Raw genomic sequence first — 19,318 nt, 5'->3', positions numbered from 1 at the left:
GCCGGTTACCGGAGGGTGATCCGGTGGCCGGGGTAGATCAGGTCGGGATTGGTCAGGAACTCGGGGTTCTTCTCGACCAGCGCTCGCCACCCGCCCGCGATCCCGTGCGCGTCCGCGATGGACGACAGGGTCTCGCCGGGCTGGATGGTGTAGTCGCCGTCCGGGTTGTCGGTCGAACCGGCCACCGCGACGGGCGCGGGAGCGGCTGCGACGGGCGCCGCGGCGGTCTGGACGCCGCCGGAGGGGGCAGCGGGAGCGGCGGCCGGAGCGGCCCCGGTCGCCTTGCCCCGACCGCAGTGCGGCCAGGCGCCGATGCCCTGGGAGCGCAGCACGTTCTCCGCCACGCGGATCTGCTCCTCGCGCGAGGCCTGGTGCGGCATCCCGCTGCCGCCGTTGGCCGCCCACGTGCCGGGGTTGAACTGGAGCCCCCCGTAGTAGCCGTTGCCGGTGTTGATCGACCAGTTGCCCCCGCTTTCGCAGCGCGCGATGGCATCCCAGTCCGCACCCTGGGCCGACGCGCCGGTGGCCGTGACCAGCGCCAGGGCGCCGGAGATGAGCCCCATGACCGCGCAGGCGACCAGCCTGGTGAGGACGCGTGAGCGCCGCTCGTCCCGGAGACCGTCCATTTGATCCACCTCGAACCGCCGCACCGTGGAGCCACGTCGAGAATCCCCTGCCCTGCCGGTTCACGCTCTCGTTCGGCTGCGTCCGAACCGGGAGTTCGGAGGGCAGGGGCGCCGGTGCCCGAGCCTCCCGGTTGTGCGACCACGTGATCTGGACCACGTGATCACTGGCTGGACCGTAAGGACAGGCGAGGTCGATCCGCGCGACGAGCAACCCGAAGTGGTGACCGCGGGTGACGGACGGGGTGGTTCGCGGGCGGTGCTGGTTTAACCGATTGAGACCACTCCCCCGCGCCGTTGACCCCCGTGCAGGTGCGGCGGGACGATCGGTTCCCCGTCACCGGCGTGACACGGGGAGGTGAACCCACTGGCCGACGATCAGCGGGCCGGGGTGACATCGTCACAGCCAGCGACCATCGGGGAGCTGCTGGAGGCGCTGGGCGCGCTGGCCGGTGAGGCGGACCGGCTCGCCGAGTCGGCGCACCGGCTGCGGTGCGCGGCGGGCAGGCTGGCCGGTGCGGCGGCCTCGGGGTCGGTGGGGACGGCGGCGCGGCGGGCCGAGGAGGCGCACCTGGAGCTGGAGGTGGCGCTGCGCGACGTGCGGGACGCGCTGCGACCATTGCCCTGGACGCCCTCCAAGTACGAGGATGGCCGCCCGATGGTCTAATCGCCGACGCCGCCGAGAACACCGCATTGGATGTCGATGACCTCAGGTCTGCCCTGTCCTCTGTGCGAGGGGCCCGAACGCCGGGGGGCGCTCGGGCGACCGCTGCGGGTGCTCGCCGTGGACGACGAGCCGCCTGCGCTGGAGGACCTCGTCTACCTGCTGCGGTCCGATCCGAGGGTCGGGCACGTGGAGGCGGTCGGGGACGCGACCAAGGCGCTGCGCACGCTGCACCGGGCGATGGACGCGGGGCAGGCCGTGGACGCGGTGTTCCTGGACATCCGGATGCCCGGCCTGGACGGGCTGGACCTGGCGCGGGTGCTGTCCCGGTTCGCGCAGCCGCCGCCGATCGTGTTCGTGACCGCGCACCAGGAGCCCGCGGTGGAGGCGTTCGAGCTGAAGGCGCTCGACTACCTGTTGAAACCGGTGCGGCAGGAGCGGCTGGCCGAGTCGGTGCACCGGATCGTGCACGAGGTGCTGGAGAGCAGGCCGGTCGAGCAGCCCGCGCCGCAGGCCGCGCCGGTCGAGCGGGCGCCGGACGTGGGCGACGAGGTCATCCCGGTGGAGCTGGGCGGGATCACCCGGTTCATCCGGCTCGCGGAGATCCGCTACGTGGAGGCGCACGGCGACTACGCGCGGCTGCACACGGCGACCGGCAGCGGGCTGGTGCGGGCGGCGCTGAACGGGCTGGAGGAGCGCTGGCGCAGCGCCGGGTTCGTGCGCATCCACCGCAGCCACCTGGTGTCCCTGGGGCACATCGACGAGCTGCGGCTGGAGGACGGGCACCTGAGCGTGAACATCGGAGGGGCGGTGCTGCCGGTGAGCAGGCGGCACGCCCGGCACCTGCGGCAGCTCCTGGTGCGGCGCAACCGGCAGCCGTCGTGAGCGGCGGGTCCGGGGAGCCGGGCTCGGCGGACGGCTCGGGCGCGGGCTCTGGCTCTGGCTCTGGGCGGTCGGGCATGGGCTCCGGCCGGTTCCGGGGCGGTCGGGCGCTGCCGGTCGGCCGGGAGCACGGTCCGGCCCCGGCGCCCGCCCAGCGCGTCGTGGTGACCAGCCCGCGCACCCGCGCGCCGCGCGCGCCCCGGCCGTACCCGGCGTCCCGCGAGATCGACGAGCAGAGCGAGCTGGGCGCGGTCTACATGCGGTCGCTGATCCGCTCGCAGCGCAGGCTCGGCTTCACGCTGTGCGCGGTGGTGTGCGGGGCGGTCTCCGCGCTGCCGCTGCTGTTCGCGCTGGTCCCCGGCGTCGCCGAGCAGCGGTTGCTCGGGTTGCAGATGCCGTGGCTGGTGCTGGGCGTGCTGGTGTTCCCGGTGCTGGTGGGCGCGGGCTGGTTCTACGTGCGGCAGGCCGAGCGCGGTGAGGCCGAGTTCGCCGAGCTGGTGGAGCGTTCGTGAGCAGCACGTACGGCCTGGTCGCCGTGCTGCTGGTGGTGCTGGGCACGATGCTGGTGGGCGGCTACGGGCTGCGGGTGTCCAGGACGACCTCGGACTTCTTCGTGGCGTCCAGGACCGTGTCGCCGTGGTGGAACGCCTCGGCGATCGGCGGCGAGTACCTGTCGGCGGCCTCGTTCGTGGGCATCGCGGGGCTGGTGTTCGCGCACGGGCCGGACATGCTGTGGTTCCCGGTCGGCTACGCGGCGGGCTACCTGGTGCTGCTGGCCCTGGTCGCGGCCCCGCTGCGGCGCAGCGGCGCGTACACGCTGCCGGACTTCGCGGAGGCCAGGTTCGGCTCGCCGGTGGTGCGGGCGGTGGCGTCGGGGCTGGCCCTGGGCATCGGGTGGCTGTACCTGCTGCCGCAGTTCCAGGGCGCGGGGCTGACCCTGCACACGGTGATCGGCACGCCGAGCTGGGTGGGCGCGGCGCTGGTGGCGGTGGTGGTGACGGCGAACGTGCTGTCCGGCGGGATGCGCAGCGTGACGTTCGTGCAGGCGTTCCAGTACTGGCTCAAGCTGACCGCGATCGCGGTGCCCGCCGTGTTCCTGGTGCTGGCCTGGCAGTCGCAGGGCGCGCGGGGCATGGCGGAGGCGGACTTCCCGGTGTTCCCGCGTGAGACGTCGGTGTCGTTCGAGAAGACGACGGTGGTCGACGTGCGGCGGCCGGTCGGGTTCAGCGGGACCGGCGAGGTCGACGGCGAGCGGGTGGACGGGCTGGTGCTGCTGGAGGGCGGCGAGCACACCGTGGCCGCCGGGTCGCGGCTGGTGTTCCCGCAGGGCGCGGCGGTGCCGCACATGAAGTCGATCCCGCACAACACCGGGCAGAGCTGGTCGCTGCCCAGCAGCGGCGGCGAGCGGTTCGGGCTGTACTCGGTGTACTCGCTGATCATCGCGACGTTCCTGGGCACGATGGGGCTGCCGCACGTGATCGTGCGCTTCTACACCAACCCGAACGGCAGGGCGGCACGGCGGACCACGCTGATCGTGCTGGGGCTGCTGGGCGTGTTCTACCTGATGCCGCCGCTGTACGGGGCGCTCGGGCGGTTGTACACGCCGGAGCTGCTGATGACCGGGGACACCGACGCGGTGGTGCTGGTGCTGCCGAGCCGGGTCGTCGGCGGGCTCGGCGGGCAGCTGCTGGGCGCGCTCGTGGCGGGCGGGGCGGTGGCGGCGTTCCTGTCGACCTCGTCCGGGTTGATCGTGTCGCTGGCCGGGGTGCTGAGCCGGGACGTGCTGCGGTTGCGCGGGGTTCGCGGGTTCCGGCTGGCGACGCTGGTGGCGGTGACCGCGCCGCTGCTGGTGACGCCGCTGCTGGGGCGGGTGCCGGTGGCGGACGTGGTGGGGCTGGCGTTCGCGGTGGCGGCGTCGTCGCTGTGCCCGCTGCTGGTGCTGGGGATCTGGAGCACGCGGATCACGACGGTCGGCGCGGTCGCCGGGATGCTCGCGGGCGGGGTGCCCGCGCTGGCGGCCGGGATGGTGACGATCGCGGCGGGGCCGAGCGACGCCTGGTACCACGCGTTCCTGGCCCGCCCGGCGGCGTGGACGGCGCCGCTGGGGTTCGTGGTGATGTACGCGGTGTCGCTGGCGACGCCGAAGCGGGTGCCACCGGGGGTGAACCACGTGATGGTGCGGTTGCACGCGCCGGAGAACCTGGGACTGCGCAGTCAGGACCGGTTGTGACGGCGCTGGGGACGGCGGGCGCGGTGCTGCTCGCCGGGGTCGCGGTGGTGGTGACGCTGTGGTGGACGTCCAAGCGGCGCAACGACTTCGTCACCCAGGAGCAGCGGATCACGTTCGAGACGCTGCACACGGCGTGGTCGGCGGCCCCGCCGCTGCGGGCCGGGCTGGTGCCGGACGCGGCGCGCAAGTCCGCGCGGCACCTGCGGACCCTGCTGGGGACGCCTGCGCTGGCGCTGACCGACGAGGAGCAGGTGGTCGCCTGGGAGGGCGCCGGTGAGCACCACTCGGCGGAGGCGCTGGGGCTCGCGCGGGAGGTGTTCGCGACCGGGCGGACGCGGGCGTTCGACGTGTCCTGCCCCGAGCCGGACTGCCCGGTGCACACCGCCGTCCTGGCGCCGCTGACCGTGGAGGGGCGGGTCGTCGGGGTGCTGGCGGCGTACAGCCGGGAGGCGTCGGCCGGGCTGGTGCGGGCGACGAACGAGGTGGCGCGGTGGGCGTCGGGGCAGCTGGAGCTGGCCGAGCTGGACCGGTCGCGGACGCGGTTGGTGGAGGCGGAGGTGCGGGCGCTGCGGGCGCAGATCTCGCCGCACTTCATCTACAACTCGCTGTCGGCGATCGCGTCGTACGTGCGGACGAACCCGGAGCGGGCGCGGACGTTGTTGTTGGACTTCGCGGACTTCACCCGGTACTCGTTCCGGCGCGCGGGGGACTTCACGACGCTGTCGGAGGAGCTGAAGTCGATCGACCAGTACCTGGCGCTGGAGCGGGCGCGGTTCGGCGAGCGGTTGCAGGTGACGCTGCAGATCGCGCCGGAGGTCCTGCCGGTGACGGTGCCGTTCCTGTGCTTGCAGCCGCTGGTGGAGAACGCGGTGCGGCACGGGATGGAGGGGAAGGTCGGGCCGGGGCTGATCTCGATCACGGCGGAGGACGCGGGGGACGAGGCGCGGATCACCGTGGAGGACGACGGGATCGGGATGGACCCGGAGGCGCTGCGGCGGACGTTGGCGGGGAAGGTCGGGGCCACGGCGGGGATCGGGCTGGGGAACATCGACGAGCGGCTGCGGCGGTGCTATGGGGACGACTACGGGTTGGTCGTGGAGACGGCGCAGGGGTTGGGGACGAAGGTGAGCGTGCGGGTGCCGAAGTACCGGGCCGGGGTGCACGCGGACTAGGGCGCGGGGCCTGCCGCGCCCCCGACGTCCCCTGCGTCCCCTGCGGCAGCGAGTTCAGCCCGCCAGCAGCAGCGCCCCCGCAAGCGCCACGACCACCGCCGTGCCGCCGTGCATCCCGTACGCCAGGGTGCGGTTCCCCTTGTGGCGCAGGATGGTCAGCATGTCGCCGAGCGGGGTGAGGGCGGCGGCCAGGAGCACGTAGCCGGTCAGATCCGGGTGCCCCAGGATCAGCGGGATCAGGATCACCAGGCCGGAGACCACGTCGCGCACGCCCTTCAGGTTCAGCCAGCCGGTTTCCCCCGGTTCCTCCGGCCAGGCGGGCAGGCCGAACGCGCTCGCGACGCGGTGCGGCACGAGCAGGTACAGGGCGCCGATCACGATGATGCCCAGTGCGGCGGCGACGGTCAGAACCACGGCGAACAACTGCACAGCACTCTCCTAGCGTTGCTAGATTTTTGATCGACGCTAGCACTAGCGCCGATCGGATAGCTAGCACTGCTAGGATCGCCACCGTGCCACCACAGGAGCGCAAGGAGCGGGAACGGGCCGAGCGGCGGCGGGCGATCGTCGGCGCCGCGCGCGGGTTGGCCGAGGCTGAGGGGTGGGAGGCGGTCACCACGCGGCGGCTCGCCGAGCTGATCGAGTACAGCCAACCCGTGCTGTACAGCCACTTCTCCGGCAAGGACGCGATCATCGCGGCGGTCGCCGTCGAGGGGTTCGCGGAACTGGCCGAGCGGCTCGGGGGCGCGGACGGGCTCGTGGGGCTCGCGCGCGCCTACACCGGGTTCGCGGAGGACAACCCGGCTTGCTACGACGCGATGTTCACCCTCTCCGCACCGCTCGCGTTCGACGCGCCGGACACCCCGCAGCCGCTGCGCGACGCGTTCGCCGCGCTGCGGGACGCACTGGAACCCCTGCGCCGCCACCACGATCCGGACGTGTTCACCGAGGTGGTGTGGGGCGCGCTGCACGGGCAGGTGCTGCTGGCCAGGGGCGGCCGGTTGCCCGCAGGGCGCGGGGACGCGCGGTTGGCCGCGCTGGTGGACCTGGCCGGGGCGCGGCCGTAGCACCCCCGAACCTTCGGGAACGCCCGCGCCCCACCGCCTTCCGGGTGATCGCCGCCGACACCCGGTCCGCCCGCCGCTCACCGCCAGGCGCTCACCCCGCCGCCCGAGTCCCCCGCCGCTCCGCCGCCTCCACGATCATCCGCAGCCAGTCCGCGTCCTCGAACCGCCCCTCCTCCGCGATCCGCCGCAGCCTGATCCACAGCCCGGTGTCGGTCCACTCCTGGAACCGCCGGTGCACCGTCGGCACCGTCACCCCGAACGTCGCGGGCAGGTGCCGCCAGGCGCACCCGCTGGTCAGCACGAACGCGATCGCCGTGAACACCGCCCGGTCCGACACCCGGCCGCGCCCACCGCCCTGCCGCCGCACCTTCGCGGGCGGGATCAGCGGTTCCACCGCCGTCCAGAGCGCGGGCGGGACTATCCGGGACGCCAACCGCTCCACCACGTCCGCCTGCGCCGGCCGCGCGGGCGGCTCCTGCGGCCGTCTGCTCCACTGCTGCCCCTCGCCGCTCCGCTGACGCGCGCGGAGCAGCGCCGCGAGCGCCGCGTCCTCCGCCGGGCGGCGCGGGGCCACGGCCGGGTGGGCGTGCTGGCGCGCGTGGCGGACGATCTCCGCGCCCACCGTTCGGCCGAACGGTTGCGGCGCGGTGGCGGAGCTGGGGATCTGCTCGCTCATCAGGCTCCTCCGAGAACGCGATCGTGACGACCATCACGCTAGGAAGTCGGTCGGTCGGCTATAACCGCCCGCGCGCCGAGCGGACGCCTCCAGCGTCGCGCGGACCCCTGACGAGGACGGGCGGCACCCCAGGAGCGACGAGCGGATGAACGGTCTTTGCCGAGCTGGCTACCCTCGGCTTCGTGACACGCCGACCACGCCTGCTCGCGACGAGCGACCTGCACGTGACGTACCAGCAGAACCGGGAGTTCGTCACCGAGCTGACCGCGCCATCGCCGGACGACTGGCTGATCGTCGCCGGTGACGTGGGCGAGAAGTTCCACGATGTCGAGTGGGCGCTGGGCCTGCTGCGCAAGCGGTTCCGCGAGGTCGTCTGGGTTCCGGGCAACCACGAGCTGTGGACCACCAAGGACGACCCGGTGCAGAGCCGGGGCGAGGTGCGCTACCAGCAGCTCGTCGAGATGTGCCGCTCGCTGGGCGTGCACACCCCCGAGGACCCGTTCCCGGTGTTCGAGGGCGAGGGCGGGCCGGTGGCGGTCGCGCCGCTGTTCACCTTGTACGACTACACCTTCCGGCCCGCGGGCACGACGGACAAGGAGTCCGCGCTGGCGAAGGCGGTCGAGGCCGGGGTGGTGTGCACCGACGAGTACTTCCTGCACCCGGACCCGCACCCGAGCCGCGACGGGTGGTGCCGGGCCAGGATCGCGGAGAGCGCGCGCAGGCTGGACGAGGTCGACCACGAGCTGAGGACGGTGCTGATCAGCCACTGGCCGCTGGTGCGCGACCCCACGCTGGTGCTGCGGTACCCGGAGTTCGCGCTGTGGTGCGGCACCGAGCTGACCGCCGACTGGCACCTGAAGTACCGGGCGGCCGTGGCGGTGTACGGGCACCTGCACATCCCGCGCACGATCCGGGTGGACGGGGTGCGCTTCGACGAGGTGTCGCTGGGCTACCCGCGCGAGTGGAAGCCGCGCGGCTGGACGGGTGCTCCGCTGCTGGACGTGCTGCGGGAAGGGGACGCGCGGTGATCGAGGAGCTGCTGCCGGACGGGGTCGCCGCGGTGGAGGCGTTCGGCGACCCGCCGGAGGCCGTGCTGCTGCCCGAGGAGGAGGAGCACGTGGCGCGCGCGGTGGACAAGCGGCGCCGCGAGTTCACCACGGGCAGGCACTGCGCGCGGGGGGCGCTGGCGAAGCTCGGCTTCCCGCCGGTGCCGCTGCTGCCGGGGCCGAAGCGGGAACCGGGGTGGCCGGAGGGCGTGGTCGGGAGCATCACGCACTGCAACGGGTACCGGGCGGCGGTCGCCGCGCGCACCGAGGCCGTGTGGACGCTGGGCATCGACGCGGAGCCGAACCAGCCGACCCCGGAGGGCGTGCTGGCCGCGGTGGCGCTGCCGCGCGAGCAGGACATGGTGGCGCTGCTGGGGGCGCGCGACGCGTCGGTGCACTGGGACCGGTTGCTGTTCAGCGCCAAGGAGTCCGTGTACAAGTCGTGGTTCCCGCTGACCCGGCGGTGGCTGGGCTTCGAGGACGCCGAGCTGGTGCTCGGCCGCGACGGCACGTTCACCGCGCGCGTGCTCGTGGAGCACCCGGTCGTGGACGGGCGGGCGGTGTCCGGGTTCACCGGCAGGTGGCTCGCGCGGGAGGGGTTTGTGGTGACCGCGATCGCGGTACCCGCACGCTGACCCGTGCGCCGCGCTCCGGAAGCGGCCTCGGCAGGGTCCGCGCACCGGGCGCGGTGGTGGAGGGGCGCAGTGGGCGACGACGTCGAGCGGCACGAGTTCAGCCGCGAGGACCGGACGCGCTACCGCACGAAGGTGCGGCGGTGCCTGGACGTGTTCACCCGGATGCTGGAAGAGGAGCGGTTCGCGGTCGACCGGCCCATGACCGGGCTGGAGATCGAGCTGAACCTGGTGGACGAGGCCGGGGACCCGGCGATGCGCAACGCGGAGGCGTTGGAGGCCATCGCCGACCCGGACTTCGTCACCGAGCTGGGCCAGTGGAACGTGGAGATCAACGTGCCGCCGCGCGAGCTGGCCGGTGGCGGGTTCGCCGAGCTGGAGGGCACCGTCCGCACCAGCCTGAACCAGGCGGAGAAGCGGGCGCGCGAGGTCGACGCGCACATGGTGATGGTCGGGACGCTGCCGACGTTGCAGGCCAGGCACATGGCGGTGGACGCGCTGTCCGGGAACCCCCGGTACGCGCTGCTCAACGAGCAGGTGCTGGCGGCGCGCGGCGAGGACCTGGAGATCACCGTGGACGGGGTCGAGCGGTTGCAGATGACCGCGGACTCGATCGTGCCGGAGGCCGCGTGCACGAGCACGCAGTTCCACCTCCAGGTGTCGCCGGAGCGGTTCCCGGCGTACTGGAACGCGGCGCAGGCCATCGCCGGGGTGCAGGTGGCGGTGGGGGCGAACTCGCCGTTCCTGCTGGGCAAGGAGCTGTGGCCGGAGACCAGGATCGCGCTGTTCCAGCAGGCGACGGACACCCGCAGCGACGAGCTGAAGGAGCAGGGCGTCCGGCCTCGGGTGTGGTTCGGGGAGCGGTGGATCACGTCGATCTTCGACCTGTTCGAGGAGAACGTGCGGTACTTCCCGGCGCTGCTGCCGATCTGCGCGGAGGAGGACCCGGAGCGGGTGCTCGCGGACGGGGACGTGCCGTCGCTGGCGGAGCTGCGGCTGCACAACGGGACGATCTACCGGTGGAACCGGCCGGTGTACGACGTGGTGGGGGGCGAGCCGCACCTGCGGGTGGAGAACCGGGTGCTGCCCGCCGGGCCGACGGTCGTGGACACGATGGCGAACGCGGCGTTCTACTACGGGCTGGCGCACGCGCTGGCGCAGGACGAGCGGCCGGCGTGGTCGCAGATGTCGTTCTCGGCGGCGGAGGAGAACTTCCTGGCGGGGGCGCGGCGGGGGATCGACGCGCAGGTGTACTGGCCGGGGCTGGGGACGGTCCCGGTGGTGGAGCTGGTGCTGCGGCGGCTGCTGCCGCTGGCGCACGAGGGCCTGGTCGGGCTCGGCGTGGACGAGCGGGAGCGGGACCGGTTGCTGGGGATCGTGGAGCAGCGGTGCCTGCGCGGGGTGAACGGGGCGACGTGGCAGACGCGGGCGTTCCACCGGGCTTACGACGGGACCTCGCTGGAGCGTCCGGAGGCGCTGCGGCGGGTGCTGCGGGGGTACCGGGACCTGATGCACACGAACGAGCCGGTGCACTCGTGGCCGGTGTCGGGGTGAGGGTGCGGATCGCCACCTGAACGGCGGTACCACACACGAAGCCTAACCAAATCCGCATAATTGCGGTTACTGAGCGTTTTTCAACCCAGCTCATTCACCCATAAGGACGCATAAAGCGATTACTCGGCGTGTCGATTATCAGGTTTTGATCAAGCCGTCTTAGGCTGCTGAAAGCCGCCCTCCACGTGGTGCGGCGTCGGGGTCAGGCCTGTCAGTCAACTCGCCCTGGATGGTTCGCCAGTGCACCTTGGAAGCTTCTCGACTCGTGGTTTTCGCTCGCTGGCCGAGGTGGAGGACATCCCGATCGGGAGTCCGACGATCTTGGCCGGCCCCAACGACGGCGGCAAGTCGTCGGCGCTCGACGCGGTGAAGTTCCTGCTGGGCCGCTACTCCCCCATCGAGGACGACCGCACCTACCTGGAGGGCGAGTCCGGCGGTGGGCGCGCCGCCATCGACGTCAGCGGCCGGTTCCTGCTCGACGAGTGGGAGCAGGAGCAGTTCTCGCTGCCCGCCGAGATCGAGCTGCGCCGGATCATGGAGACCGACCAGGACGCGCGCTACGAGGTCTGGGGTCCGATCCCTGACGACGAGGACCTGCGCGACCTTGCCCAGCTGAAGGTCCCGGACTTGAAGGAGCTGGCGCGGAGGCACAACCTCCGCCCGAAGCACCCCGGCAACAAGCCCGAACTGCTGGTGGCGTTGCAGGAGTACGCGCGAGAGCACTCCAGCGGCGAGGGGTGGACGGGCGCACCGCCGAACCTGACCGACCGCCTGCCGCGCGTCGTGGCGTTCACGGGCAAGACGCTGGACCCCGAAGCCGCCGTCGCGGAGATCCTGGGGCAGCAGCTGAAGGGGTACTTGCAGGAGGAGAGCACCCGCAAGCAGATCGAAGTGCTGGAAGACGACGCGCAGGACTGGCTCGTCGCTCAGGCTCAGCCGCTCGTCGACCACATCACCCGACGCTGCAAGGACATCACCGAGGTCACGGTGAAGCCCGAGATCTCCATGACCCCTCGCCTCCGCTCGGCCTCGCTGGGGTTGAGGCGCTCGTCGGGAGAGCAGGTCCGGCTGGACCGCTCAGGCCAGGGCAGCGCGCGGCGGATCTCGCTGGCGGTCTGGGAGGCGTCCACCGACATCCTGGTCGAGGAGCAGCAGGACGAGGAGATGTTGGCGGAGAACGGCCCGCCTGTGCCGACGATCGTGGTGTACGACGAGCCCGACACCCACCTCGACTACCACTACCAGCGGGACGTCATGGGGCTGATCCGCGAGCAGTGCCAACTGCCCAACACCAACGTGGTGGTGGCCACCCACTCCATGAACCTGATCGACGGCGTGGACCTCAAGGACGTCGTGCGGCTCGAACTGGACGAGAAGAGGCGCACTCGCGTAGAGCGACTGGGCGCGGACACCGGACACGACGAATCCGACCGGCACCTGCAGTCCATCGCCACCGCGGTCGGTCTGCGCAATTCGGTGCTGCTGCACGAGCGGTGCTTCTTGGCGGTGGAGGGGGAAACCGAGCAGAAGGCCATCCCGATCCTGTTCAAGCTGTCCGAGGGCCTGCAACTCCAGTCGGCAGGCATCGCGCTGTGGGCGTGCGGCGGCAACTCCGGCGCGCTGCACTTGGCTGACTACCTGTACAAGCACGGGCGAAGCGTGGTGTTGTTGATCGACGCCGACTGCGAGGTCAAGGACAAGATGTTCCGGCGGGCCAACTTGGAGAAGGTGTTCAGCCCAGAGGACTACGACAACGTCGTCACGTTCCTGGGCAAAGCCCAAGGCTTCATGGAGTTCGAGGAGTTGTTCGACGACAGCACTTGGGCGGACACGGCCAACGAGCAGTGGCCGCGAACGGACAGGGCGCCTTGGGGTTCGGCCGACTTCGCGGCCCACCGGAAAGGCAAGAAGTTCAGCGATCAGGTCATGACCATGCTGAAGTCCGAGAGCAAGACCTCGCCCTCCGGCAAGCCTGCGCTGGTCATGGAGGTCGTCAACCGCCTGAAGAGGCCCGACCAGGTGCCGCAAGGGTTGCGAGACGTCTTCGCCGATCTGCGGAAGTCTGCGAGCTGAGGTCTTCAGCTGAGACGGGACTTCGAGCCTTCCGACGAGCCAGCATTCTTGCTTTGCGCTGTTCGGAGGTGGGCTCGACCCAGCCGTGCCACTTCACCTCGGGCACCCACAGGCGGCCATGGGCCAACCTGTCCGCCCCGCACCAGCGACAGCCGTTCGGGCTGACCACCGTCTCGCGTTCTCTCGCATCACCCATCGCTTCCTCCCGTGGACATTTGTACCCCGGACCCCTGACAAAAACGGGCTCTGAGCAGGCCGAAGACCCACTAAGGGGTTCCCGTGGCGGCGGCGCGGAAACGGGTGCGCCGCCGCCCGAAGGGTGCTAGAAGCCGGTGGCGACCGCGCGTCAGCCCCTCGCCGCCACCCGCGCCCCGACCTCGCGCGCCAGCCCCTCCAGGTCCCGCTCCCCCTCACGGGTCTGCGCGCCGGCCGCCATCATCCCGGCCATCAGCTCCCCCGCCGCGGGCTTCGCGAACAGCCCCGCCCACTCCTCGTGCTCCCGCACCAGCCCCGCCGACAGGTCCTCCGCCGGGATCGCCCGCTTGGTCGCCGCGATCACCCCGTCGGGCAGCGCCGCGATGTTCGCCGCCAAGCGGTCCACGAACGCGTCCAGCTCGTCCTCGGGCAGCGCCCGGTTCACCCAGCCGTAGCGCTCCGCCGTCTCCGCGTCGAACAGGTCCGCGCCCAGCACGATCTCCAGCGCCCGGTTCCGCCCGGTCCGCGCCGTCACGTACTGCGTCCCGCCGCCACCCGGCACGATCCCGCCCGGCGCCTCGACCTGCCCGAGCCCGGCCCGCCCGATCGCCGCGAACACCAGGTCCGCCGCCGCGACGAACTCGGCCCCTCCCCCGCGCGCCTTGCCCGCCAGCTTCACGATGCTCACCTGCGGCTGCCCGCGCAGCAGCTCCCCCAGCGCCTGGAACGCGTTGACGCCGTCGGGCAGGTCCGCCGACAGCTCCGCGACCTGCTCGGGCGTGGTGGTCATGTCGACGTGCGCCAGGAAGAACTCCGGGTCGGCGCTGTCGAACACGACCACCCGCGCCGACCCGTCCGAGCGCAGCTCGACGAGCAGCCGCTTCAAGGCGGTGATCAGCCCGGCGTCGAGGACGTTCACCGGCGGGTTGTCGATGGTGACGCGGACGACGCCGTTCTCGGCGCGCACCCTCAGCGGCGCGTGGGTCATGCGTGTGCTCCCCTCTCCGTGACCGGTGCCCGGAAGGCCCGGCCGTGCCTGTCGGACACCACCCTGGGATAGCCTCTGACCTGCGTCAACAACGCACATCGAGGTGCGCAGGGCACAGCGGTGATACCGATGGAGGTCAGACGTGGGGGACGTTCAGGCGACCGGTTCGCGCGAGGCGCCGGTGTTCAGCGCCGACTGCCCCAGCCGCCCGGTCCTGGACCAGATCGCGGACCGGTGGTCGATGATGGCGCTGGCCGTGCTGGAGGACGGCCCCCGGCGGTTCAACGACATCAAGCGCCTGCTGGAGGGCGTGACGCAGCGCGTGCTCACGCACACCCTGCGCCGCCTGGAGCGCAACGGGATGGTGGTGCGGCGGGTGCTGCCGACGTCACCCGTGGGCGTGGAGTACGCGCTGACGCCGCTGGCCCGCTCGCTGCGGGACCCGTTCTGGCGGCTGCTGGAGTGGACGCTGGAGCACTCCGACGAGATCGAGGAGGCGCGCCGGGCGTACGACGGACGGCGCTAGTGGGTCTTCCACTCCGAGGCCAGCTCGGGCAGCAGGACGCGCCACGGCAGCGCGGCGAGCACGTCCTGGCGCGCGGACAGCACGAGCCGACCGGGTTCGGTCCCGGCGTCGACCCAGACGACGCTGAGCGCCTCGCCGCCGCGCGCCCGCGCCGGGTCGCCCCCGACGACGACCCGGCGCGAGCTCGTCCCGCCGTCCGACAGCTCGGAGTGCCTGGCGGTGAGGGCCTCGACGGCGGCGGCCAGCCGGTCCTCCCCCAGACCCGCCTTGACCCGAACCGTCATCGACTCGTAGGACGCGGCAGGAACGACCGGGGTCGTGGACACCGAACAACCACCTTCTCCGTTTAGGTAAGGCTAACCTAGCCTTAGAGTGGCGTGTTACGGGGGTGTGACGCACGACCCCTGTGCGTGGGTATCGCCGGGAACCCTGGTCGCGATACCCGGAGGCGGTGCAGATCACTCCGGTTGTCCGAAGGGGTGCGTCACACCGGTGGCCTGCCCGGTGCTCCCCGCCTCAGTAGTCGTCGCCCCCGAAGAACTGCTCCTCCAGCGTGTCCGCCGTCCCGGCGAGCAGCGCCAGCGGGTCGGTGAACTCGTGGATGTCGAGCGTCTCCAGCGGCAGCGAGTGGCGCAGCACCACGTGCTCGCCCATGATCGCCGCGCCGCACGCGATCGACGAGTGGCCGATCTCCTCCAGCAGCGCCTTCAGGTCCACCGCCGACGCTAACCCCATCGGGGTCGCGATCTGGACCCACTCGTGCTTCCGGTCGAGCACCTCGCGGACCAGGATGATCACCTGGGTCCGCTCGTCCTCCTCGTCCAGGTGATCGAACGTGAACAGGATGCGGATCTCGTCGCCCTCCTGGGCGATGACGTCGTACTGGTCGCGGACGTAAGCCGCCAGATCACCCCAAGTAGCCATCAGGCCACTCTAGGGCGCTTCTCCACCGCGATGGCCCACAACCCGGCCGCCAGCACGGCCACCACCTCGACCACCACGAGCAGCCGCTCGACGTACCCCAGCGGGAACACCCGCCACCACGCCGTGCCGCCCGAGGCGTCCACCAGCAGCGCGTACACCAGCGGGGTGAGCGCGAGCGCCGACAGCCAGCCGAGCGCGAACACCCGGCGCGCGTGCCGCCCCCACTCGGCGGACCGCAGCCACGGCTTCGCCAGCAGCACCGCCGCCACCGGCAGGCTCAGGAACGCGAGCACGCTCGCCACCCGGTGCACCGTGCCGCTCGCGCTCGGCCCGCCCATCGCCCAGTTGTGCTTGGGGAACAGCACGACCAGCGTCAACCCGACCGACCACAGCGCCATGGCCACCGCCCCCGGCGACCACCACCGCGCCACCCCGGCCCGCACCAGCACGGCCAGGATCGCCGCCGACCCGGCCGCGAGCAGCAGCACGCCGACGTCGAACACCCAGCCCTGCGGCCCCAGCGCGTACTCGCTGATCGTCCGACGCAGGCTGTAGGGGCTGGTCACGGCGCGGTGCACGTCAAGCCCGCCGATCATGGCCACGGTCAGCGCCACGGCCAGGGCGCCCCCGAGTCCGAGGAACCGGGGGCGCGCAGCAGTCTCCGCGTTCAGCACAACGGGCAAAACGGGCGTGCGCGCGGCGCGGTTCCCCGGTTCAGGAAACCGACAGGCGCCGCTCAGGGAGGTCTTGGGTTCAGCGCACCGCGAGCGGCAGGTCGTCCGGGGAGCCGACGGGCCACTCGAGCGGGTCGTCGCCCAGCTCGGCCAGCGCCTCCACCTGGAGCAGGCACCACGGCGAGATCGGCCGCGCGCCCGACAGCACGGCGGGCACGAAGTCGGCCCACGCCACCCACTCCACGTCGTCCACCTCGTCCGGGTTGGGCGCCGGTTCGGCGTCGACGACGCCCCGGTACACCGGGCACATCTCGTTCTCCACCACCCCGTTGTCCATCACCGCGCGGTACCGGAAGCCCGGCAGCGCGAGCGCCAGCTCGACGTCCGCCAGCCCGAGCTCCTCGGCGAGCCGCCGCCGCACCCCGGCCTCCAGGTCCTCCCCCGGCGCGGGGTGACCGCAGCACGAGTTGGTCCACACGCCCGGCCAGGTCTTCTTGTGCAGCGCTCGCCGGGACAGCAGGAGTCTGCCGCCCCGGTCGAAGAGGTAGCTGGAGAACGCCAGGTGCAGCGGCGTCTCCTCGTGGTGCACAGTCGCCTTGTCGGCCTCGCCCACGGCCGCACCGGTCTCGTCCAGCAGCACAACCCGTTCCACGGTTGATCACCCTGCCACAGCGCTCCCCCGAACGGCGACCGCGCGATGGGGTGATCACACCGGGTTGACGGGCAGGACCGAGGCGACGACCCGCCGGACGGCGGCCTCCGTGGCACCGCTGCCGGCGTGCAGGAGGTGGGTGGAGCCGATGAGGGCGGGGCCGAGGGCGTCGGCGGGGAGGGTGTCGGGGAGGCGGCCCGCGGCGCGCTCGGCGTCGAGGTAGGCGGTGACCCGGACGGCCGCGTCGGTGAGGACCGGGACGCCCGCGGGCCAGGTGTCGCGGAGGCGGTCGCGGAGGGCGGTGCGGAAGGCCAGCAGGGGGACGACGGCGACCGCGACCGAGGCGTAGAGGGCGGTGAGGGCGGTGGTGAGGTTGTCGACCACCTGGTGGTGGCCGACCTGGTCGAGGAGGCGGTCGACCTCGGGGGTGGAGCGGGCGGCGCGGTCGAGGATGAACTCGGCGAGGAACGCGTCGAAGTCGGTGAAGTGGCGGTGCAGGACGCCTTTGGCGAAGGACGCCTCGGTGGTGACGGCCCTGCTGGTGAGGCCGCTGGGACCGTCACGGAGCAGGACCCGCTCGGCCGCGTCGAAGAGCTGGTTGCGCGCGTCCTGGATCGCCACGCCTGTGGGCACTCCGGGTCTCCTCTCGGGGGGTTTCAGTCTAGCCGGGGGTAGGCGAGTGGACGGATGCCCGCTTAGAGTGGGCGGATGCCCACTTATGAGTTCCCGCGTGGCGCGCGGGAGATCGCGGAGTCGTTCGGCGTGGACGCCGAGCGTTATGACCGAACCCGTCCCTCTTACCCATCCGCGCTGGTGGATGCGGTGTTAGCTGCACTTTCCGGTGGTTGTGGGGGTGGGGCGTCTGGCGGGGTGAGGGTGGGGGTTGCGGCGGGTGGTCCGGTTGCGCCGGATGTGCTGGTTGCGCCGGATGTGCTGGTTGCGCCGGATGTGCTGGACGTCGGCTGCGGGACCGGGATCGCCGCGAGGCAGTTCCGGGACGCCGGGTGCCAGGTTCTGGGGGTCGAGCCGGACGCCCGGATGGCCGAGTTCACCCGTGCGAGCGGAATCCCGGTGGAGGTGACGCGCTTCGAGGAGTGGGAGGCGCGGGGGCGGGGTTTCGACGCGGTGGTGTGCGGCCAGGCGTGGCACTGGATCGACCAGGACGCGGGAGCGTCACGGGCAGCGGATGCGCTGCGCCCCGGAGGTGCCCTGGCGATCTTCTGGAACGCGGCTCGGGTGCCGGGGGAGGTGGGCGAGCGGTTCGCCGAGGTGTACCGGGGTCTGCTGCCCGGTGACCTGGGGAAGCAGGCGGGCGCTTTCGGCGGGGACTACTCGCCGCTGGGCGACCGGGCGATCGCGGGGATGGAGAAGACCGGCGCTTTCGACAAGGCGATCCGGCTGAGGTTCCCGTGGGAGCGGGTGTACCAGCGGGACGAGTGGCTGGACCTGCTGCCGACGACCGGCTTGTTCACCCGGATGCCGCGCGAGCTGTTGGCGCGGGTGCTCGACGAGGTCGGGGTGGCGATCGACTCGGCGGGCGGGGAGTTGGCGGTGACTTACACGTGTGAGGTGGTCATCGCTCGACGCGTTGCCGGATGAGGGGTGGGGAGGTTGGGGGCGGGAAGGCTGTGGCGACGAGTGAACGGACCGTTTGTCCAGGGTTGAACGGACCGTTCAACTGACCGAGCGAGGGCTTTTGGTTGAACGGACCGTTCAACCGATCACAGACACAGGCCTGAGCCCTGGCACTGGCACTGGCACTGGCACTGGCACTGGCACTGACGATTGAACGGATCATTCACCGGGCACGGCACAGGTACAGGCACGAGCGCTGTCACGAGCACAGACGCAGACGCCGATGCGAGCACAGGAGTCGACACAGCCTGTGGCGTGGGTACGAACGTAGGCACGGACGGTAGCGCGGGCGCGAATGCAGACGCGGGCGCGGGCGCGGATACGAATACGGGCGGTTGAACGGACCGTTCAACCAGGTGTGGGCGCTGACATGGCGGTTGAACGGACCGTTCAACCGGGTGCGAGTGCTGGCATGGCAGTTGAACGGACCGTTCAACTGAAGATTGACGCGGACACGGACACCGGTACAGGTGCAGGCGCTGCGCGCGGATGGGGCGTTCGCACGAAGGTTTGCGAGCGGGCCATTCAACTGGAGGTTGAGGCGGTATAGGGCCTGACAGTGCGGGGGAACGGACCGTTCACCCGGAAGTTGAGGCGGCATGGAGCCTGGCACTGCGTGCGAACGGACCGTTCAACCAGAGGTTGAGGTGGGACGAGCATCGGTGCCGTGAGTGAACGGACCGTTCAACTGCCGGGCGGGGACATGGGCGTCATGTGTTGCGAGTGAACGGGCCGTTCAACCGGATGCGGATGCGGGAACGGGCGCGCGTGCGGATGTGGGCGCGGGATTGAGCGCTAGGGGCTGTTTGGTGTTCGGATCTAGGTCAAGCCGGGTGGTGTGCTGGTCGGGGCTGGTAGAACACGGGTGTGGCGCGCTTTGACCTGACCGATGCCGAGTGGGCGTTGATCGAGCCGCATGTGCCGGTCGCGGCCACCGGGCCGTTGCCTCGGCGGGTGCGGGATCAGTTCAACGGAATCCTGTGGCGGTTTCGCACCGGGTCGGGCTGGCGCGACGTCCCGGAACGGTACGGGCCCTGGTCCACCGTCTACTCCCGGTTCAACGTCTGGGCGAAGGCGGGGGTGTTCCAGACGCTGTTGGAGGCGC

General features: G+C 71.8%; 21 protein-coding genes and 1 pseudogene. 13 read left to right on the top strand and 9 right to left on the bottom strand.

Annotated features, from left to right (window positions below; translation table 11 throughout):
* Positions 1 to 5 precede the first annotated feature (5 nt).
* Positions 6 to 626, bottom strand: coding sequence for a LysM peptidoglycan-binding domain-containing protein (locus LV78_RS41350; protein ID WP_301308156.1), 621 nt, complete (start codon positions 624 to 626; stop codon positions 6 to 8).
* Positions 627 to 1,014: 388 nt separating this feature from the next.
* Between LV78_RS41350 and LV78_RS38205 the strand changes: the two genes are divergently transcribed.
* The 5 genes from LV78_RS38205 to LV78_RS38185 are packed head-to-tail and all read left to right on the top strand — an operon-like array spanning position 1,015 to position 5,571.
* A complete protein-coding gene (locus tag LV78_RS38205; RefSeq protein WP_253851078.1) occupies positions 1,015 to 1,290 on the top strand; it encodes a hypothetical protein in 276 nt (91 codons plus the stop codon).
* Between the two features lie 36 nt (positions 1,291 to 1,326).
* Positions 1,327 to 2,172 (top strand): LytR/AlgR family response regulator transcription factor, encoded by an 846-nt coding sequence (locus LV78_RS38200; RefSeq protein WP_253851077.1) that lies wholly within the window; start codon positions 1,327 to 1,329, stop codon positions 2,170 to 2,172.
* Positions 2,169 to 2,681 carry a DUF485 domain-containing protein gene (locus LV78_RS38195; RefSeq protein ID WP_253851076.1) on the top strand — a complete coding sequence of 171 codons (513 nt, stop codon included), beginning with the start codon at positions 2,169 to 2,171 and terminating at the stop codon, positions 2,679 to 2,681. Before LV78_RS38200 ends, LV78_RS38195 begins: the two co-directional genes overlap by 4 nt.
* Entirely contained in the window at positions 2,678 to 4,399 is a 1,722-nt protein-coding gene (locus tag LV78_RS38190) for a sodium/solute symporter (RefSeq protein ID WP_253851075.1), read from the top strand. Before LV78_RS38195 ends, LV78_RS38190 begins: the two co-directional genes overlap by 4 nt.
* Entirely contained in the window at positions 4,396 to 5,571 is a 1,176-nt protein-coding gene (locus tag LV78_RS38185) for a histidine kinase (protein ID WP_253851074.1), read from the top strand. The genes LV78_RS38190 and LV78_RS38185 overlap by 4 nt, the downstream gene beginning before the upstream one ends.
* Before the next feature lie 54 nt (positions 5,572 to 5,625).
* On the opposite strand, the gene LV78_RS38180 is transcribed toward LV78_RS38185, so the two are convergent.
* The gene (locus tag LV78_RS38180; protein ID WP_253851073.1) at positions 5,626 to 6,000 is read right to left on the bottom strand and encodes a DUF4267 domain-containing protein; all 375 of its coding nucleotides are present in this window, start codon (positions 5,998 to 6,000) and stop codon (positions 5,626 to 5,628) included.
* An 83-nt stretch (positions 6,001 to 6,083) separates the two neighbouring features.
* Here LV78_RS38180 and LV78_RS38175 point away from each other — a divergent pair, with 83 nt between their 5' ends.
* Entirely contained in the window at positions 6,084 to 6,638 is a 555-nt protein-coding gene (locus tag LV78_RS38175; RefSeq protein WP_253851072.1) for a TetR/AcrR family transcriptional regulator, read from the top strand.
* A 181-nt stretch (positions 6,639 to 6,819) separates the two neighbouring features.
* On the opposite strand, the pseudogene LV78_RS38170 reads toward LV78_RS38175, so the two are convergent.
* A pseudogene (locus tag LV78_RS38170) lies at positions 6,820 to 7,083 on the bottom strand (transposase); the annotation flags it as partial.
* 413 nt (positions 7,084 to 7,496) lie between these two features.
* On the opposite strand from LV78_RS38170, the gene LV78_RS38165 reads away from it, so the two are divergent.
* The 4 genes from LV78_RS38165 (at position 7,497) to LV78_RS38150 (ending at position 12,619) form a co-directional block, all read left to right on the top strand.
* A complete protein-coding gene (locus LV78_RS38165) occupies positions 7,497 to 8,342 on the top strand; it encodes a metallophosphoesterase family protein (protein WP_253851071.1) in 846 nt (281 codons plus the stop codon).
* Positions 8,339 to 8,995 (top strand): 4'-phosphopantetheinyl transferase family protein, encoded by a 657-nt coding sequence (locus LV78_RS38160; RefSeq protein WP_308208804.1) that lies wholly within the window; start codon positions 8,339 to 8,341, stop codon positions 8,993 to 8,995. Before LV78_RS38165 ends, LV78_RS38160 begins: the two co-directional genes overlap by 4 nt.
* Positions 8,996 to 9,064: 69 nt before the next feature.
* Entirely contained in the window at positions 9,065 to 10,546 is a 1,482-nt protein-coding gene (locus LV78_RS38155) for a glutamate-cysteine ligase family protein (protein ID WP_253851070.1), read from the top strand.
* Between the two features lie 321 nt (positions 10,547 to 10,867).
* Positions 10,868 to 12,619, top strand: a complete 1,752-nt coding sequence (locus tag LV78_RS38150) for an AAA family ATPase (protein ID WP_253851069.1) — start codon at positions 10,868 to 10,870, stop codon at positions 12,617 to 12,619.
* A gap of 346 nt (positions 12,620 to 12,965) precedes the next feature.
* Here the strand turns inward: LV78_RS38150 and LV78_RS38145 are convergent, their stop codons facing one another.
* A complete protein-coding gene (locus tag LV78_RS38145; protein ID WP_253851068.1) occupies positions 12,966 to 13,802 on the bottom strand; it encodes an enoyl-CoA hydratase/isomerase family protein in 837 nt (278 codons plus the stop codon).
* A gap of 142 nt (positions 13,803 to 13,944) precedes the next feature.
* Between LV78_RS38145 and LV78_RS38140 the strand changes: the two genes are divergently transcribed.
* Positions 13,945 to 14,328, top strand: a complete 384-nt coding sequence (locus LV78_RS38140) for a winged helix-turn-helix transcriptional regulator (RefSeq protein ID WP_253851067.1) — start codon at positions 13,945 to 13,947, stop codon at positions 14,326 to 14,328.
* Here the strand turns inward: LV78_RS38140 and LV78_RS38135 are convergent.
* From LV78_RS38135 to LV78_RS38115, 5 genes are all read right to left on the bottom strand, one after another.
* Entirely contained in the window at positions 14,325 to 14,654 is a 330-nt protein-coding gene (locus LV78_RS38135; protein WP_253851066.1) for a condensation domain-containing protein, read from the bottom strand. The two genes, LV78_RS38140 and LV78_RS38135, sit on opposite strands and share 4 nt — an antisense overlap.
* Before the next feature lie 190 nt (positions 14,655 to 14,844).
* On the bottom strand, positions 14,845 to 15,252 hold the full coding sequence (locus LV78_RS38130) for a type III secretion system chaperone family protein (protein ID WP_253851065.1): 408 nt from the start codon (positions 15,250 to 15,252) through the stop codon (positions 14,845 to 14,847).
* Positions 15,252 to 15,866, bottom strand: a complete 615-nt coding sequence (locus LV78_RS38125) for a DUF998 domain-containing protein (protein WP_253851064.1) — start codon at positions 15,864 to 15,866, stop codon at positions 15,252 to 15,254. Before LV78_RS38125 ends, LV78_RS38130 begins: the two co-directional genes overlap by 1 nt.
* 139 nt (positions 15,867 to 16,005) lie before the next feature.
* Positions 16,006 to 16,578, bottom strand: coding sequence for an isopentenyl-diphosphate Delta-isomerase (gene idi, locus LV78_RS38120; protein ID WP_253851063.1), 573 nt, complete (start codon positions 16,576 to 16,578; stop codon positions 16,006 to 16,008).
* Between the two features lie 54 nt (positions 16,579 to 16,632).
* A complete protein-coding gene (locus LV78_RS38115) occupies positions 16,633 to 17,211 on the bottom strand; it encodes a TetR/AcrR family transcriptional regulator (protein ID WP_253851062.1) in 579 nt (192 codons plus the stop codon).
* Between the two features lie 297 nt (positions 17,212 to 17,508).
* On the opposite strand from LV78_RS38115, the gene LV78_RS38110 reads away from it, so the two are divergent.
* Both LV78_RS38110 and LV78_RS38105 read left to right on the top strand, forming a co-directional pair.
* Positions 17,509 to 18,177 (top strand): class I SAM-dependent methyltransferase, encoded by a 669-nt coding sequence (locus LV78_RS38110; RefSeq protein ID WP_253851061.1) that lies wholly within the window; start codon positions 17,509 to 17,511, stop codon positions 18,175 to 18,177.
* 903 nt (positions 18,178 to 19,080) lie between these two features.
* Positions 19,081 to 19,318, top strand: a 238-nt coding sequence (locus LV78_RS38105; protein ID WP_253851060.1) for a transposase, incomplete at its 3' end; no start/stop codon positions are given.

This window comes from Actinosynnema pretiosum (assembly GCF_024171695.1).
Classification (GTDB): Bacteria; Actinomycetota; Actinomycetes; order Mycobacteriales; family Pseudonocardiaceae; genus Actinosynnema; species Actinosynnema pretiosum.
Note: the sequence above shows the minus strand (reverse complement) of the source record. Positions and strands in the feature narration are given on the sequence as shown.